This is a genomic window from Methylobacterium sp. R2-1 (assembly GCF_014191355.1).
In the GTDB taxonomy this organism is placed as follows: Bacteria; Pseudomonadota; Alphaproteobacteria; order Rhizobiales; family Beijerinckiaceae; genus Methylobacterium.
Genome location: NZ_JACHWM010000005.1, coordinates 87,893 through 104,364 on the forward strand (window position 1 = coordinate 87,893; position 16,472 = coordinate 104,364).

The 16,472-nt window shown below is 64.6% G+C and carries 17 protein-coding genes and 2 pseudogenes; 9 read left to right on the forward strand and 10 right to left on the reverse strand.

The genetic code is table 11. The features are described 5' to 3' along the window. Positions 1-5: 5 nt before the first annotated feature. Entirely contained in the window at positions 6-476 is a 471-nt protein-coding gene (locus tag FHU13_RS08800) for a (2Fe-2S)-binding protein (protein ID WP_183435495.1), read from the reverse strand. Positions 477-612: 136 nt separating this feature from the next. Here FHU13_RS08800 and FHU13_RS08805 point away from each other — a divergent pair, with 136 nt between their 5' ends. The 5 genes from FHU13_RS08805 (at position 613) to FHU13_RS08825 (ending at position 7,932) form a co-directional block, all read left to right on the forward strand. Beyond that, positions 613-1,209, forward strand: coding sequence for a hypothetical protein (locus tag FHU13_RS08805; RefSeq protein WP_183435496.1), 597 nt, complete (start codon positions 613-615; stop codon positions 1,207-1,209). A 1,055-nt stretch (positions 1,210-2,264) separates the two neighbouring features. Next, the gene (locus FHU13_RS08810; protein ID WP_183435497.1) at positions 2,265-4,019 is read left to right on the forward strand and encodes an HlyD family efflux transporter periplasmic adaptor subunit; all 1,755 of its coding nucleotides are present in this window, start codon (positions 2,265-2,267) and stop codon (positions 4,017-4,019) included. Positions 4,020-4,054: 35 nt separating this feature from the next. Further along, a complete protein-coding gene (locus FHU13_RS08815; protein ID WP_183435498.1) occupies positions 4,055-5,230 on the forward strand; it encodes a hypothetical protein in 1,176 nt (391 codons plus the stop codon). Next, entirely contained in the window at positions 5,227-7,185 is a 1,959-nt protein-coding gene (locus FHU13_RS08820; RefSeq protein WP_183435499.1) for a glycosyltransferase, read from the forward strand. Before FHU13_RS08815 ends, FHU13_RS08820 begins: the two co-directional genes overlap by 4 nt. A gap of 522 nt (positions 7,186-7,707) precedes the next feature. Beyond that, a complete protein-coding gene (locus tag FHU13_RS08825) occupies positions 7,708-7,932 on the forward strand; it encodes a hypothetical protein (RefSeq protein WP_183435500.1) in 225 nt (74 codons plus the stop codon). Between the two features lie 343 nt (positions 7,933-8,275). Here the strand turns inward: FHU13_RS08825 and FHU13_RS28205 are convergent, their stop codons facing one another. The 4 genes and pseudogenes from FHU13_RS28205 to FHU13_RS08835 all read right to left on the reverse strand — a co-directional run bounded on the left by FHU13_RS28205 (position 8,276) and on the right by FHU13_RS08835 (position 10,588). Beyond that, positions 8,276-8,410 carry a hypothetical protein gene (locus FHU13_RS28205; protein ID WP_281411596.1) on the reverse strand — a complete coding sequence of 45 codons (135 nt, stop codon included), beginning with the start codon at positions 8,408-8,410 and terminating at the stop codon, positions 8,276-8,278. A 627-nt stretch (positions 8,411-9,037) separates the two neighbouring features. Continuing rightward, a complete protein-coding gene (locus tag FHU13_RS27645) occupies positions 9,038-9,412 on the reverse strand; it encodes a VOC family protein (RefSeq protein WP_246714566.1) in 375 nt (124 codons plus the stop codon). 261 nt (positions 9,413-9,673) lie between these two features. Further along, positions 9,674-9,775, reverse strand: a pseudogene (locus FHU13_RS28535) (hypothetical protein); the annotation flags it as partial. A 159-nt stretch (positions 9,776-9,934) separates the two neighbouring features. Then, complete coding sequence (locus FHU13_RS08835; protein WP_183435502.1) at positions 9,935-10,588, reverse strand: hypothetical protein; 654 nt, start codon at positions 10,586-10,588, stop codon at positions 9,935-9,937. Positions 10,589-10,629: 41 nt separating this feature from the next. On the opposite strand from FHU13_RS08835, the gene FHU13_RS08840 reads away from it, so the two are divergent. Then, a complete protein-coding gene (locus FHU13_RS08840; protein WP_183435503.1) occupies positions 10,630-11,067 on the forward strand; it encodes a hypothetical protein in 438 nt (145 codons plus the stop codon). 502 nt (positions 11,068-11,569) lie between these two features. Here the strand turns inward: FHU13_RS08840 and FHU13_RS08845 are convergent. The 3 genes from FHU13_RS08845 to FHU13_RS28540 form a co-directional block, all read right to left on the reverse strand. Further along, the gene (locus tag FHU13_RS08845) at positions 11,570-11,734 is read right to left on the reverse strand and encodes a hypothetical protein (RefSeq protein ID WP_183435504.1); all 165 of its coding nucleotides are present in this window, start codon (positions 11,732-11,734) and stop codon (positions 11,570-11,572) included. Between the two features lie 338 nt (positions 11,735-12,072). Continuing rightward, the gene (locus FHU13_RS08850) at positions 12,073-12,261 is read right to left on the reverse strand and encodes a hypothetical protein (protein ID WP_210287542.1); all 189 of its coding nucleotides are present in this window, start codon (positions 12,259-12,261) and stop codon (positions 12,073-12,075) included. Between the two features lie 91 nt (positions 12,262-12,352). Further along, positions 12,353-12,562, reverse strand: a complete 210-nt coding sequence (locus FHU13_RS28540) for a DUF938 domain-containing protein (protein WP_183435697.1) — start codon at positions 12,560-12,562, stop codon at positions 12,353-12,355. 134 nt (positions 12,563-12,696) lie between these two features. Here FHU13_RS28540 and FHU13_RS08860 point away from each other — a divergent pair, with 134 nt between their 5' ends. Continuing rightward, entirely contained in the window at positions 12,697-13,140 is a 444-nt protein-coding gene (locus tag FHU13_RS08860; RefSeq protein WP_183435506.1) for a hypothetical protein, read from the forward strand. Between the two features lie 177 nt (positions 13,141-13,317). Here the strand turns inward: FHU13_RS08860 and FHU13_RS28545 are convergent. Continuing rightward, a pseudogene (locus FHU13_RS28545) lies at positions 13,318-13,416 on the reverse strand (arsenical resistance protein ArsH); the annotation flags it as partial. A 164-nt stretch (positions 13,417-13,580) separates the two neighbouring features. Next, the gene (locus FHU13_RS08865) at positions 13,581-14,219 is read right to left on the reverse strand and encodes a DJ-1/PfpI family protein (RefSeq protein ID WP_210287543.1); all 639 of its coding nucleotides are present in this window, start codon (positions 14,217-14,219) and stop codon (positions 13,581-13,583) included. 70 nt (positions 14,220-14,289) lie between these two features. On the opposite strand from FHU13_RS08865, the gene FHU13_RS08870 reads away from it, so the two are divergent. Both FHU13_RS08870 and FHU13_RS08875 read left to right on the forward strand, forming a co-directional pair. Next, entirely contained in the window at positions 14,290-14,901 is a 612-nt protein-coding gene (locus tag FHU13_RS08870; protein ID WP_183435507.1) for a helix-turn-helix domain-containing protein, read from the forward strand. A 235-nt stretch (positions 14,902-15,136) separates the two neighbouring features. Next, positions 15,137-16,399 (forward strand): MFS transporter, encoded by a 1,263-nt coding sequence (locus FHU13_RS08875; RefSeq protein ID WP_246714585.1) that lies wholly within the window; start codon positions 15,137-15,139, stop codon positions 16,397-16,399. Positions 16,400-16,472: the final 73 nt, after the last annotated feature.

The window sequence follows — 16,472 nt, forward strand, 5'->3', positions numbered from 1 at the left end:
CTCCCTCAAAGTGTGCCGGCGGCGCGCTGGACGGCGCGGACGATCCGCTGATGCGTGCCGCAGCGGCAGAGATTTTGAGCCAGCGCCTGACGGATCGTCGCCTCATCGGGCTTGGGCGTCTCGTTGAGAAGGGCGGCCGACTGCATGATCATGCCGTTGATGCAGTAGCCACACTGCGCGGCCTGCTCCTTGATAAAGGCCGCTTGCACAGGGTGGAGCTTGTCCGGCCCGCCGAGGCCTTCGAGGGTCACGATCTTCGCCCCCGGCTTCAGGCCGGAGACCGGCATGATGCATGACCGTACTGCCCGCCCGTCGATATGCACCGTGCAGGAACCGCACTGGCCGAGGCCGCAACCGAAGCGCGGACCATGCAGGCCGAGATCGTCGCGCAGCACGTAGAGGAGCGGTGTCTCGGGGTCGTCCACGGCTACGCGCGCCGCGTGTCCGTTTACGTCCAGCGACATCTCCTGCGCCATGGGGCGTCTCCCTGGAACTATTCTCGTATACAGGACCTATACCCGACTCAAAGCTGGGGCAACGCGACCGAGTAACGTCAAGCCTTTCGTCGCAGCTTGCGATCCCGACTCGCCTCGGCGTCATTCGAGAGGTCCCATGTCCTCGCTCAGCTCCCGCCGTTTCGCACTCGGCGTTGCGCTCGTTCTGGCCATTGGCCAAGCTGATGCCGGCGAACCGATCGCACAGGACTGGCCAGAGCCCGCACGCGCAGCCGCGGCAGCGATCTTGGACAAGTATGGCCCTCCGCAGGAGCAGACGGCGACCCTGCTGATCTGGTATCGCAACGGGCCCTGGATCCGAACCGTGGTGCACAAGGTGGGGGCTGAGCACGACTTCCCAGCCAAGCACAGCGACGTGGTAGAACAGAGTCTGCCCTACAAGGTACCGCTCAACCTCTTCAGCGCAGTCGCAACCTTCAACGGCAGCGTCATTCCAGACCGTACGCGGGGCACTCTCACTGCTTACGGCGCGAGTGAAGCTGAGAACGTGCTGAGCCTGAATCTCGCCCGCGCGGTGGTGCGTGGCGAGTTGACGCCTGAACAGGCGCGCGAGAAGCAGGTCGCGGCGGCCCAGGAAATGATCGACGGCAGGAGCCCTGAGATGGCTGCGAAGCTGACGGTCGAGCAGCAGCAGGAAGGTGACGTTTCTGATCCGGACACCGCGATGATCCTGCCACCCGGCCGTACTCCGTAGGTGAGGCCGCTGGTCTCCATCCGCTTCTGCCAGGTGTTTGCATGCCGCCTGGTCGGCTATGCGTCGGTTTCTGACCTTCGATAACATGCAGCTAGGAGCGAGCTTTTGGAGCGAAGCTGGCATCCTCGCAGCGGAATTCGGCGACCTGCTGACCTGGCCAATAGGTTGAATGCATTTGCGGGCAAAGGCTGCAACGACGTCACAGTCGATGCTGCTCTCTATTGCCACTGACAACGAAGATTGTGAGCGATCCGTCGAACAGGTTGAGCCCAGCCAGGGCCACATCGCCGCGCTCCTCATCGACCCTGAGGCATTCAAGGCAAAGGGCCGCCGCTCGAGCTTGGCCTCAAGAGCGTATATGACGGCAGCCGCCGGCAGGATTGCTCGGCCACCTCCATTGCAGCGGTGATGGTCCGCTTGCCCGGGTAGAGCCCAGTGCCCCCAGCAGCGCATGCAGTTGCCGCGGCCGCCTCAGACGACGTTCGGCGGTCGCCTGATCGGCATTACCGCCGGCTTCATCCTAGGCAGATGTCCGCCACAGGTGTTCCAACGACTTGATGCCAGCCCAGGATCAGGGCTCAGATGACCTCAGGCGCTGGGTCAGGCTTAGCTGGAACGCACTCGGCTCCGGCCGGGTCTTGACCGGCGAGCGGGGGTCGGACGCCGATGCATCGCCGCGCCACGCATCGGAACCCGCAGTGGCAAACAGGCCAGCACACTGACATCAGAGAAGAGTAACGAGGCGGCGCGTCGCAGCGGCATCGAGCTGTAAACAATCGTCGCACCACGCACCTCGTCCAACAATGTTTTGGACAAATGTGACTGCATTTGTGCCACATTTCGGTGAATCGCGTGCACTGCAACCGTGAATTGGACTTTCATTTGCGCTGTTTGATGCTGACTATATTCTCACATGGCCGCACTCAACTCGAATTTAACGAAAAATTTCGCAACCTTTTCGGCACCGCAGCAATTCACAGGGCGTCCCACCTGCCGGCGATCCGAACAGATGCCGGTCGCGGAGCGACGCAATCCACGCGCCTGGAGTTGGCCTCGTGTCCCAGCCTACCCTCACGTCTGCGGCCGAGCATCGCCATGGCCGGCTCATCCGCGTGTCGAGCGTCAGTCTTGCCTCGGTTCTGGCGATCCTGATCGGCACCTCAGTGCTTCCGCCTCTGGTGGCGGACCAGTCCGATCGAGCGGTGGTCAACGCCCCGGTCACACTGCTAACCGCCCCGATCGCGGGCGATATCGGGGACATCCCGGTTGCCGCTGGAGACAGTGTCGAGCGCGGTTCGCTGGTGGCCCAGATCACCAACGATCGCCTGGACCGCGCCACGGCGATCCAGCTTGCGGGGCGGGTCTCGGAACTGCGGGAGCGCGCGCTCGCCGCCGAGAACAAGCGAACCTCGAACGAGGCCTATCTCGCTGCCCTCGACCGGGCGATCCGAGATCAGTCCGCACAGATGACGCAGGTTCTTCGCGCACAGGTCGAGGAACTCAAGGCCAAGATTGCCTCGGCCAGCGCGTCGGGCGAGGAGAAGCGGGTGCTGATGGAGCGTCAGGTCGGCATGGTCGCTCGCGACGTAGCGAGCCCAGACATGGTGAAGTCAACGACGCAGGCCTTCAATGCCGCGACCCAGGAGAAGAAGGCTGCGGAAGCCAAGCTCAACCAGAAGACAGTCCAGCTCGATGGACTGGCTCGTGGGCTGTTCCTGGGTGATGAATTGCGCAGCCTTGCCGACCTCTCACAGAAGCAGCTCTCCATTACTTACGACACACAGCGCCTCGCAATCGAGGAGAAAGAGCTGAAGGCCGCGATGGTCGATCAGCAGGCACTGCTGACGCGGGAGAATCAGCGCCTCGACAGATTGACGACCTCGGAGATCAAGGCTTCGGCCAAGGGCGTGGTCTACAACGTCAACGCGACGACCGGGCGGCACGTCGGAGCCGGCGACAGACTCGTTTCCGTCGTCGATTGCGAGCGCAGCTTCGTCGTCGCCATCTTCTCCTACCGCCAAGGCCAGAATCTGCAGGTGGGAAGCGTGGTCACGATCTCCGGCGGATCCGTTAGGGATCGCCGAGGCGTCGTCACGGAAATCCTGCCCAAGACCAGCGACACGGTGGACGCGACCTACGCGGTGCCATTTCCGCAGACGGAGCGGCGCGAGCTCTACGTCCTCGTCAAGCCCGAGCCGCTCCCGGCCAGCGCTGCGGCATCCGAGAGTCCGGTGGAGGCGGCTTGTGGCGTCGGGCGCTGGGTGACGGTCACGCGAGCTTCGGGATGGGTGCCGTCGACCTCCGTCGTCTGGCGCGATCTTGGTGACGGCGCGAGCGGGCTCATAACGAAGGTCGCTGCCGCCGCGCCCGATTTTGCGCAAACCGTGGCCGGCCAAGCCCGGGCCATGGTCTCCTCCGCAAGCAACGTTCTGAAACAGGTTGTCTCCGCTGGGACAGATGTCGCTGTCCCGGCGCAGGCCGGTCACGAAGTCCAGGTGCGTCCGGATACCGGAAACCCACCGGCCAGCGCAGCTTTTGGTAGAGACCGATCCGAGACCCAATCGGTAGCCAACGCGCCTGATCTATCCGTGGAGGGGCCGGCGGACGCGTCCTCGGCGTCCGGCGAGAAGGCCGCGACGGATCGCATGGCCCCGATCCCGACCCAGCCCTTGAGCGCAGGGAAGCAGCCTGCCGAGTTCACATCCGACCGCCGCATTTCGATGCCGCCGCTCCCGCCGGCAAGGCCGAATTCTTTCCAAAGCGAGGCTCCGAGACAAACGGGTCGCACGGCACAGGAGGCACGCAGCTGAGGGCCGTCGCCGCCGCGCTCGCTCTCACGTTGGGGATGTCGGGTCCTGTCAGGGCAGATGATCTCGGGCGAGAGCTGTGCCGCGCTTTGTCCGGCGCCGTCGAGAGGACAGCGCCCGATGGAGACCCCGCTTTCCTCGCGAGCTACGAGCCCGGGCCGGACGAGAAGGAGGTTCCGCTACCGCTCCGCGGCACGGCCTTCTCCTATGACAACGCCCTGGCTGCCACGGTGCTCCTGGCCTGCGGCGACCTGCGTCGCGCCCGTCAGATCGGCGAGGCATTCCTGATTGCGATCGAGAGCGACCGCTCCTTCGAGGACGGTCGGGTCCGCAACGCCTATCGCTCCGGCCCTGTGCGCGAGCGTCCGGTCCTTCTCCCGGGCTGGTGGGATGCCGCGAACAAGCGCTGGTCCGAGGACCGCTATCAGGACGGCACGGCGACGGGCAACGTCGCATGGGTTGGCCTGGCGCTGCTAAATCTGCGCGACGCGACGCAGGACTCGCGCTTCGAGAAAGGAGCCAGCCGTCTCGCGGCCTGGATCCGCGCGCGTACTTCCCGCCACAACGCGCCCGGCTTCACCGGCGGGCTCGACGGCTACGATCCGGGGCAAGCTTCGCTCACCTGGGCCTCCACTGAGCACAACCTCGACATCGTCGCCCTGGGGACGCGGCTCAGCAAGCCCGACGACCGGGCCATGGCAGCCTCTGCGCGGACGTTCCTCGACGCCGCCTTCGATGGGCAGGCCGGCTGCTTCCGGATGGGAACCGATACCAAGGGCCATATGCGCGGTGTCGAGGCGGTCGCCCTCGACACGCAGCTCTGGCCGCTGCTCGGCGTCGCCGACCCACCGGCAGCTTGGCGGCGCGCCCTAGCTTGTGCGACCGCGCGGTTGAGCGTGCCCGGCGGGTTCGATTTCAATGACGACCGCGATGGTCTCTGGGTCGAAGGGACCGCGCAGGCGGCGCTGACTTACCACTCTGTCCAGGACGAGGCCGCGGCGGGCGTCCTTCTGCAGACCCTTGCGGGCCAGCGCGCGCCGTCGGGCTGGGTCTACGCGAGCCGCGAGGCCCGGTTGACCACCGGTCTGCGTATCGGGCCGGCAAGCACTGAGGACGACTTCTTCTACTTCCGCCGTCCGCATCTCGGCGCGACGGCATGGGCCGCGCTGGCGGCGCTGGGCTACAATCCCTTTACAGGACGACGCGTCCGATGATGTTTCCCTCTCCCGGCGACACAGCCTCCGTGCTCGCGCTCTCCTTCGGCATCGCACTTGGGCTCTTCGCTCTCGCTGGCCTGCTGCGGCCCGAGCGCCCGTTTGATCGCCTTCTGTTCGGGGCGCTGACGGCCGCGCTCATCGCCACCTACGCGCGCTGGCGCTGGAGCGACACGCTGCCGCCGCTGACCCTCGAGGCCGGTGCCGTCTGGTCCTACCTTTTCTTCGGCGCCGAGATGGTGGCGGTGGTCTACACCCTGCTCTCGGTGGTCATCCTGCTGCGCTTCAAGGATCGCTCCGCGGAGGCCGATGCGGCCCAAGTGCGCCGCGAGGCGAGTGGCGATTGGCCGGCCGTCGACGTCTTCATCTGCACCTACAACGAGCCGCGCGAGGTCGTGGAGAAGTCGATCCTGCCATCGCTGGCGATCGACTACGGACCCAAGACCGTCTGGGTCTGCGACGACACCCGCCGCGACTGGCTGCGCGACTATTGCGAGGAGGTCGGCGCCTGCTACATCACGCGCCCTGACAACAAGGGCGCTAAGGCCGGCAACCTCAACAACGCCTTGCGCCACACCGCTGAGCGGACCAACGCGCCTCTGATTCTCGTACTCGACGCGGATTTCGCGCCGCAGCCGGACATCCTCAAGCGCATGGTCGGCCTGTTCGATGATCCGAAGGCGGGGGTGGTGCAATCGCCGCAATTCTTCTTCAACGCCGATCCGATCCAGCACAATCTCGCCGCCTCCGACAGCTGGGTCGACGACCAGCGCATCTTTTTCGACGTATTCCAGCCGGCAAAGGACGCGTGGAACGCGGCCTTCTGCGTCGGCACCTCATTCATCGTGCGCCGCGACCGGCTCGGGGAGATCGGCGGCTTCCCCGATGCGGCGATCTGCGAAGATCTCAACCTGTCGCTCGGCATGTCACGCCGAGGCTACGAGACCCATTGGCTGAACGAGCGGCTGAGCATGGGCCTGTCGGCTGAGGGCCTCCCGGAGTACATCACACAGCGGACCCGCTGGTGCCTCGGAACGATTCAGATCGCGCTGCTCGCCGACGGGCCGCTTCGCGGGCCGGGCTATACGCTGATCCAGCGGATCCACTTCCTGCACGGTGTGCTGAATTGGGCCTGCAAGCCCTACATCGTGCTGATGCTGCTGGCCCCGGCGGTGTACTGGATCGCCGGTCTGCCGGCCTTCGAGGCCGACGTGCTGTCCTTCCTGCGCTACGGCGTGCCCCCGCTCTTCGCCCTGTGGGCCTACAGCGGATGGGTCTCGCGCTCGCGCACACTGCCGATCTTCATGGAAGTGACCCACGCGATCAGTGCGCTCGCCGTGACCATGACGCTCATCCAAGCGGCCGTCCGGCCTTTCGGCCGTCCGTTCAAAGTCACTGAGAAGGGCGGTGACCGCACCGAGATGCGCGTCCGCTGGCGCATGGCCTCTGCGTTCGGCGGCCTCTCCCTGCTTTCAGCCTTCAGCATCATCTGGGCCTTCATCGCCCCGACCGCGCCGGCTGAGATCTCGGATATCGATTACTTCAATCTCGTTTGGGCCGGAGTGGCGATGGTGCTGACCTTCATCTGCTTCCTCGTCTGCTTCGAACACCCGCGTGCCGATCCTGCATTCCGCTACGACGCCGACGCCTGGATCGAAGCTGGCGGGATCACCCGCCCCTGCCGCATCGCGACCCTATCGCCCGGCTTGGCGACGCTCGCCGGCGACGGCGAGACGGTCTCTGCACCGCGTGCGCCGCTCATCCTGCACATTCCGGGCATCGGCGCGATCGACGCGGTCTCGAACACCGCAGGTCTTTCCCTTGATCCGACGCCTGAGCAGTACCGGGCTCTGGTCGTGGCCCTCTACTCCACCCCACGCGACACCATCGCCCGCGCCGCCCGGTTCGCACCGGCCGTAGGCGGGCTGATCCGCCGGAGCCTCGGTCTCGGCTGAGCGGCTCCGCGAGCGGAACGTGTCGAAGCTTGCTGTAGGTGTGACGACACAATCAGCAATGGAACGCGCCTGATCCGAGATCCCAATTCCTATTGTGTGATGGGTGGATACCTCCTCCGGGCTGCGAGAATGGGCCGGTGGCATCGGGTACTGATGCGCGCCTGTCTGGAACACGAGGTTGCCCTTCGCGTCGATCGCCGCAGGCGGTGGGCTCAGCCCACTCAGCTTCGCATGACTGAGTGCGTCATTGGAGGCTGGCGCGGAGCCGCGTTGGCCGGAAGGCGAGAGCACATCCGCCTGATCGGCTCCAACCTGAGCAGACGAATGGCTAGGATGATTGACCTTAGCCAGTGGGTCAGACTCTCGGCTGCCCGTCGTTCGACGCGACCACTGATCGAGGACTGAAATTGACCTGTCCTCGACCGAGAACTGCCTCTGGATCGGTTTCGCGGCCTTCGACGTTGCAGGGCCCGTACACGGGCCCTGCCCACCGAAGCCGATGTCGCAGGAGGCGAAGCCGCTATGTCCGAAACGCTTTTCCGGGTGACGTTGGAGACCCGGGACGGGCGGCGTGCGCTTACCGCACCCACGGAGCGTGAGGCTGCGCTGATGGCCGAGTCGGTCATGCGCCGGTACGAGAGGGAGTCCCTCACCGTCGGCTTCAGCGTCGATTGCGCCGACCGCGAAGCAGGACGCCGCGTAGCCTTCTACCTGACCGACCTTGCACTTGAACTCGTACTTGCCTGAGACTGGAACGGCAGTACCGCCGCCGGCCAAGCGGTCTCCCTCAGAACCCTGGGCAGCGGACTCGGCATGCGAGAGATATGCATTCCTGCCGGGTAACCATCTTGATGCCGTCACGCAGCCTATCTCAACGCTGCTCAGGGTGTTTGTGCAGAGTTCCCTCTATCGCGTCTACATTTCACAGCTTCCACCCATTGCGGACCAACGGCTCGCTGGCAGGATGGTGTTTTCCGTTCAGGAGTCGCGCGATGCCGGTCCTGCAGATACACGACCGACAGCCGTCAAGGTTCATCGTCGTGGACCCCGTCACGTGCTTACAATACTCGGTGAGCGGGCGCTTCGCGCTTCATGGCAGGTTGCTGGGGTCCCACGCTACAATGAAACCATCTTCGGCACAGGTGACGAAGCGGGTGGTCGGCTCGAAGCGCTCGCCCAGTCGCAGACGCATGTACCAGGCACGCTCCTGAGCAAGCTGGTTCATCAGACCACGCCGGTGATCTGGGGTGCATTCGCAGCCTACGAAATGGGGAAGGACGCACCATGGATCATAGTACGGGCAATCGATAGTTCGTGGTGTGAAGTAGAGACGGACGACGAGGAAGTTCTGGACCTTGTGAGTCGGAATGTCGCAGACGTCCGAGTGGACAGCTGAGGAGCGGCTTTCGGCCCATAACGGACGTCGTTGGTCGAACAGGATGGGGCCGTGCACGCGCGACGAGGCTTCTCTCGCGAAACCTCGTCGGCTGAACGACCCGCCCGCGCGTTCGTAGCAGACGAAAGGTCTGGCGTAAGACGTTGAACATGGCTGGCCCATCTTGCTCGGTCACGCTGGCGATGGCTTTTCGGAGACGATGCGCCGGCCCGGCGCAGCGGATGCCTCTTCCAGTTGGCCGAGCTGGCTCCTGTGGTCCGGGTCGAGGATGCGACGCACCTCAGCTCTAGGTCCGGTCAATCTGGTTGCCCAGCGCAACTTGCTCGGTAGACCGGCAATGCTATCCGGCCAACCCTTGCCGCCGGTAGCTGGCCCTTCAATGCTGGTTCGCCGCGAGTCTCGATCGGTGATGCCAGCGAACGACCGCGAGCCGGACGATAGGAGCATCGGCCAGCGTCACCTCGTCGGCGGAGTCCGTGCGGTGAGCTTATTTCCGTCCGGATCGCGTAGGTAGGCAACGAAAGCCCCATTCGGACGCTCGGCGGGCGGGCTTTCGATCGCAGTGCCACCGTGCGTCGTGCCGGCCTTGTGCCAAGCGAGAACATGGTCGCGGCTCGCGGCGGCGATGCCGATGGTCCCGCCGTTGGCCGCACTTGCTGGTTTGCCGTCGATCGGTTTCGTGATCATCAGCCGACCGCCTTCGTGCGAGTAGATCAACCTACCTCTCGCATCCATCTCGCCGGGCTCGCCACCCAACGCGACGAATGTGGCGTCGTAGAAGCTCCTGGCCCGCTCAAGGTCGTTGCTGCCGATCATGACGTGGGTGAACATGCTTCCTCTCCGAAAAGGGGTACAATGGGATAGCCGCAGCCGAGCACGGAGACGGGCGGACGGTTGCCGATGCCGGCAAGCTCGACAAGCTTGGCGCAGGATGGGCGCGAAGAATATGGTTGCGGCTTCGAGATTGGCTCGGCCGCGGGCGCCGTTGGCTGCGGCTACGACGGCTTCTAAGCTGCGCTGCCATCGCGCCAGCCAACTGCGCCCATAATTTTGCAGCCTCCGGGATGCCTTCAGCGTGAGTAGGATTCGGCTTCCGATCCAAACCATCGGGCGAATCGCACCGGAGGCTGCCACGGCAACGTCGCCAGTCTGGATATCTTCGACCAACACCTCACCGCGGCTGGTACGAGTCAACGTCCCCGCGACGGATCACAACGCGAGCGGGGCCAATCCGAGGTCGATCAGCGCGCCTTTTGAATAGACGTTGTTGCTGCAGAATACGTCGCCGGGAGCGAGGCTGGTTCCCTCTAAGTTAAGATCTATAATTATCGACCTGCATGAGCGTGTGAGGCGTCACCTCTTTCTCGGCTGCAAAACCGTAAGATCATCGCTGGCGCCATCGGCAACGTCGGAAATCAAGCGCGGGTTAACCCCGCCGCTCCGAACACCGACCTTCGGCCCTGACCCAGGTGGCACCTCGGCGAACGATAACGCGGCCGTGTGCAATCTCAATGTTGCGACCGGGGGTGACGTACCTGACAACCGTGGCCCGGCAGCGCCACGCCACCAGAAATCGTTGACCTGCAAACCTTCAGTGACGTTCACCGCTGGGCTGACATCAAGATGGGCAACTACATCGCCCGGCCCCGCGATGATCATGCCGCCAGTCCGGGCCGCTGGAACGTGCTGGAAACGCTGCTGCCCGAACATGCCTTCTGGTTGCCGGCCAACAACGCCGAGGCCCGCATCGCTTTCGCTGAGATCGCTGTCGAGCACGTGCTGGCGCACGAGGACATCCGGCTTGGACCCGTTTGCTTCGTCACCATCACCCCCGCCAACTGTGCCTTTCCCGTTGGCGACGAAGGGCCGGACTCCCGTAAGATCAAAGCCTTTCACCGGTGTATTGGATTGGCAGCGCGTTTCAATATCCATGTGCTTCAGCAGATCGCCCGACAGGGCATGGGCGACGTGCCCTTCGTCGGGATGATCGAAGCCGCCCTCTATCACCGCTGGAGCCCGAGTGGCCGCACGCGGGAATACTGGGTCAGTTGGCACTGCCACCTGCTCGCCTGGGGGCGCATCAAGCGGAGCTGTCGGCGGCGCTCGCGCCTCTGCGCCGCCGCTGTCGCAGCATGCGGGAAGATGTCGCAGCGGTGCATGTGCAGGCGGTGCCTGAGGACGACTTCGCCCGCCAATTTCCCTACGCGCTAAAGGCCCCGCAAAAGCTTAATCGCGTTGAGTATTTCAAGAAGCTCTGGACCCATCCTGTGACTCGCGCGGTGAAGCAGCCGGGCTGGCACACCCAAAAGGATTGGCTGCGCACCGGACAGCGCATTCGCATGCTCGACGTGATCGGCGACCGGCTGCTTGGCGACCTTCTCTTCGGCAATCGGGAGGGCACTGCCCTCGCGCGTGCGATCAGCGATGAGGCGCTCGGGCCGTTTCGTGCGTGGGAGCGGCAGCAGCCGTACGCGCAGCGCCGGTAGCGCGGCACTCGTTTTCGCGGGACGCGCAAACGAAAGTTAAAGTTAGGCGTGCCGCCTGTGGCCGGCTTGAATCAGTCAGGCGAGGACCGTCCAGCAGACTTAGCCGGTCGCCGAGCAAGATCGGGCGGTGCATGCATGGCGTGCGCCCGCGCGGCCGATTTTCATGCGGTCCATCATTTCTCATCGGCGCGAAGGAGGTAAGCCGGATCGCGACGCCTCTTCCGTTTCGATCTGCGCTCGGCAGGCGCGACCGGACTGGTTCGGCCGCCGCGCTCCATCCTCGTGCTGGTAGCGACAGGTCTGGGTCAGGCGCACGTACACGTCGACGAGACACTCTCAGGGTGCGCCTAGGCTGCCTGCCCCATCTGTCGCGCCATTGGCGACGCTTGGCAGCTCGGAACTCAGCCACACGGCTGCCCGCGATAGCGGCGCTACGTGCATCGCCGGATCTATGAGATCTCGTTGGCACGTAGATCCATTCGCACCGGTCAGCCTTGAAGGATCACGGGCCGGATCGGTCCACGTTGCCGCTGTCGGTGACGAACATGATCGCGAGGCCGAGCTTGCCCAGCCCACCTCGCGTCTGATCGTAGAGTGTTCGGTATCGAGGGAAGTCAGGGAACGCCAGGGCAATTTCCGCTTCCAAGTGAGCATGTTGCAGCCGCATGCCCTTGAGGATCGCGTGCGAGTACCATTGTTGAGCTTGGCTGGCGGAGTCCGTTTCGGTTCGGTCGCTCTCAACGGGTCGCGATAGGTCGAGGCAGGATAACCCTTCACCTCGACCAGAAGCGACCTTCCAGGCTTTAATGCCTTCAGATCAACACCGCGCGCCTTGCTGAGGTGTCGGCCTTTCCGACGATTTCCCAACCGTCGCTTCGAAGATGGCGTTCGACGGCATCAACGACATTGCCCTCCCGGTACCAAGCCGAGGTTACGTCCACCGAGATCACCTCTTGAGCGAAAGTCGGCGGCATAGTCTCTCAGCCGTCGAAGGACGGATCGGTGTCACTTTTCGATCCTCCGAAACGTGACCCGCTTCCCTCGCAGGTTCGGCTCGGCCACGTAGCCCGCGTCCTGCCATGCCTTGGACTGAGCGTGGATCGTAGTTTTCACGTCGTCGTTCGCCCACCAGAAGTCGAAGCGCTTGGCCGAGGCCGGCAGCTTCACAAGCGAGTCCAGCTCGACAAACGACATCGTCACGGTGTCCGCGGCCTGCCGTTGGAGATGATCCCGAAGCGGATCGTATCTGCTCATAGCCCTCCTCCTGCGCCACAGTGCTCAGTCGTCAACCCTTTCGATAGACGAGCGGAAGGTCGTTGTCCGGCATGGCGATACGGGCCTCCCGGTGCAACCCTTCGCGCGGAGCCGCAGCATCGACGTCGCTCAGCGCCCGCAGGCCCCAGTTCAGTTCACGAGACCGAGGGTCGAGGTCGAACGCGCGACTGCTCGGTGCCGTCTCCCGATGGTCCTCGAAAAATGGGCCGTAGAGGACCAGAACGCCGTCAGGGACAGAATGCGGTGAGCGCCGGTCATCTTGCCCTCAGCAGGGCGGCTCAGGAAGCCGTTCGGCTCGGTCCGTAAATGTTTGGGGCTGCCGCGAGCAGCCTCAGCCACAAAGGACCAAATCCCATGTCGAATAAGCTCCTTGCCGAGATCGAGGCCATCGAGCGCGCCGTTGCGGCTGGTGAGGGCAGCGGACCCAGCGCGCCTAACCTTTGGCGTGCGGGCCTTCACAACCGCGCCAGAAACCCTGGCCCATCCCTAGCCTTGCACAAGCTCGTCGGCCATCAGAGTCTCCTCGCACGGTACCTCAGTGAGGAGCTGCCCGGGGCTCTCGCTCAGCGCGGCGGTCGCCGCCTCACCGGGTGCAACGGTTCAGCGCCCTGCACCTCGGCTGCTTGCCCCGTCTGCCGCACCCTCGGCGACGCTTGGCTGGCTGGGACCTGCCGACAGCTCCTCGCAACGAAGCGTCACGGCTGGATCGCCTTCGGCGGAATCATCTTGGACCAGGACCCGATTGCGGCGCTCAACGGCTACACCCCGAGCCGACTCGCCGATGAGTTCACACGGTAGCCCTTCGAACTGCGGGCATGAGTAGCCCAGCGAATGGAGGCAGCTATGCGCCATGAGCCGACCTTCAACCTCACGCGCCTGAAGGTCAGCTTCTGACGCGGCAACAGACGTATAGGGGAAAGCAGCGCTCCGGCAGCCAGATGGAAGCTGGTCGTTCGTGAGCTTAGCTAATTGGATCTACCGCTTCACGAACCCGATGTTGGAAGCGACGGCCTTGAGCCGGTCCGGCTCGCGCTCCTTCCGCTCGGAGTAGCGGTCGACGAGGTAGTCGGCCTGCGGACCGCGGCTGGTTCAGGTCCGTGGCCAGCGGGCGATGATCTTCACCGCCCACAGCCTGGGGTTAAGAACGGGCGGTGACGTCGCCGCGTCCAGCATCAAGGGCAGGTGCGTCTTGCTGCGCCTGCCGGTCCCCATTTTGCTTTGGAGATTCAAACCAATTGTCATTTGAGACGGTGCACGCCTAGAGCGTCCTCGTTCGCCCTCAGGGCGCGATCGTACTCGATCAGCGTCGCCACCTCGTCCCGCGCTGCGAAACCGTAGAAGCGGCCGATCAGGTAGAGCGTTGCATCGATGGCCAGTGAGACGCCGCCTCCCGTCACCACCCCATCGTCCACCACGACCGCAGTTCGGGCATCCACGCCGCCGGAGCGAAGCACTTCAAGGGGGGCAGCCGTCTCGGCGCCGGCTGAGGCACGCCGGGTCGTCGCTGCCCGCCCGTTGAGGCAGCCCGCTTCAGCAAGGATCATGGCGCCTGTACAGACAGAGGCGAGGCGATCCGGCGCCCGATCCTGCAGGAAGCGCAGCATCGCCGCGTCAGCCGCCGCCTGCGGCCAGCCCGGGCCGCCACAGACGACATACACGTCGCATGGCGGGGCGTCCTCGAAGCCGTAGGGAACCTCCACCGCGAGACCACCCGCCATCCTCACGCTACCTGCCTCTCGCGCGATCACCGCGTCCTGGAGGTTCGGCAGCAGGCGCTTGGCCATCGAGAGGACGCCGACCGTACCGCCGAGGTCGATTGGTTCGACGCCCTCGTAGAGCACGATCCCGAAGCAGATGGCGGCTGTGCGGTCCGGCATGTGGTAGTCTCCATCTGGAATGCGATCACCCGGCCGGTGGGCACGGACGGGAAGAGGGTTTTGCGACGCGATGACGGTGAGGACGATTGTGGGCCGTGAGCAAGCCGCGGCCGGGGGGCGCTCGCAGATCGAGATCCTGGCGGAAGAGGTACGCCGACGCCGCAAGGAGCGCGGGCTCTCGCTGGAGCAGCTCGGGACGCTTGCCGGCGTCAGCCGATCGATGATCTCCAAGATCGAGCGTGCAGAGGCGGTGCCCTCAACCACCGTCCTGTCGCGGCTGGCCGAGGCGCTGGGCGTGACGTTCTCTAGGCTGATGACCCCGGCGGTCGAGCGGGAGGTGCTGCTGATCCCGGCGAGCCGGCAGCCGGTCCTGCGCGACGAAGCATCCGGCTTCCTGCGACGCTGCCTCTCACCGGTGCTGCCGGGACGCGGCATCGACTGGGTGCTGAACACTCTGCCCCCGAATGGCAGCACCGGCGAGTTCGTTGCCCACCGTCGCGGAGTCAGCGAATACATTTTCGTGCTCAAGGGCCGCCTGCGCGCGACTGTCGGCGAGCGCAGCATCGTCGTAGAGGAAGGGGACAGCTTATATTTCGAGGCCGACGCCGGACACGCGTTCGCCAATCTCGGCTCAGAATCCTGCCAATACTTCCTCGTCATTGACGCCTCGCGCGCCCGGTAATTCAGCCCTCGATCACGTCGAGATCGTCGGCGGAGCTTCTCGCCTCTCCAATGCATCGACCGAAGCGGCATAGCTTCGATGCATGTGGCACGGCCGTTGCGTCCCTCATAGTGGATCGATATCCACTCAGGAAGAGGAAATCGCGATGTCCGTTCAAAGTGCCGAGGCGCTGGTAGCGTCGCCGTCCGCGCCGCTCCCTCTGGAGGCAGTGGACACCGGAGCCTCAGGCGTCGAGATGCGGCGCGTCCTCTGGGCGAGCGTCATCGGGACGGTCGTCGAGTGGTACGACTTCCTGATCTACGGCACCGCCGCTGCTCTGGTGTTCAATAAGATCTTCTTCCCCACCCTCGACCCCATGGCCGGGACGCTTGCTGCCTTCGGCTCCTACGCTGTCGGCTTCGTCGCCAGGCCTCTCGGTGGCGTGATCTTCGGCCATTTCGGCGACCGGATCGGGCGCAAGTCGATGCTCACGCTGACCATGCTCATCATGGGGGTCGGCACCTTTCTGATCGGCTGCCTGCCGACCTATGCCGAGATCGGCCTTTGGGCGCCGGCGCTCCTCGTGCTGCTGCGTATCTTCCAATGCATCGGCGTGGGCGGTGAGTGGGGAGGTGCCGTGCTGATGGTTATCGAGCACGTGCCGGAGCATCGCCGGGGCCTCTACGGAAGCCTCGTCCAGGTCGGCTTCCCCGCGGGCGTTGCGGCCTCGACTGCGACTTTGCTCGCCCTCTCGACCCTGCCCGAGGCAGACTTCCTGAGTTGGGGCTGGCGCATCCCCTTCCTCCTGAGTGCGATCCTGGTGGGAGTCGCCCTATTCATTCGGCTGCGCCTCGTCGAAACGCCCGCCTTCGCGAGGGTCAAGGCTGAACGCACCGTGGCGCGGATGCCGTTCCTTGAGGTGATCCTCGGTCAGCCACGCACCTTCCTGATCGCGGTTGGGCTCAAGGTTTCCGAGGTGGCCTGGGTCTACCTGCTCACGGTGTTCTCGATCGTTTACGCCACCGGCACGCTTGGGCTCCCCAAGCGCCTGATCCTCGATGCGATACTTTGCGCCGCGGTTCTGGAGTTCGCCACGATGCCGTTCTTCGGATGGCTCTCCGACAAGGTCGGCCGCCGGCCGATCTACATCTTCGGGGCGCTGGTGAGCATTGTCTGCGCCCTCGTCGTCTTCCGCCTCCTCGACACCCGCGACCCGCTCATCATCACCGCTACGATCGCCGTGATCATGAGTTTGACTCATGCCTCGATGTTCGGCCCCCAGGGGGCATTCATGCCGGAACTGTTCGGCACGCGGGTGCGCTACAGCGGCGCCTCGCTCGGCTGTCAGGTCGCGGCGGCGATCTCCGGCGGTTTCTCGCCGATTGTCGCCTCCTCCCTGCTTGCCTGGACCGGCGCCACTTGGCCGATCTCGCTGTTCATGATCGCTCTCGCCGTCGTCTCGCTGGTGGCAACGCTCGCAGCGACCGAGACCCGCGATCTCGACATCGCCCGGCAGTGAGGCGGGTCTCACGGCACGACGCTGGCAGCGCCGTGCAAATTCCATTATCATGGATGTACGTCTACTAGGCAGA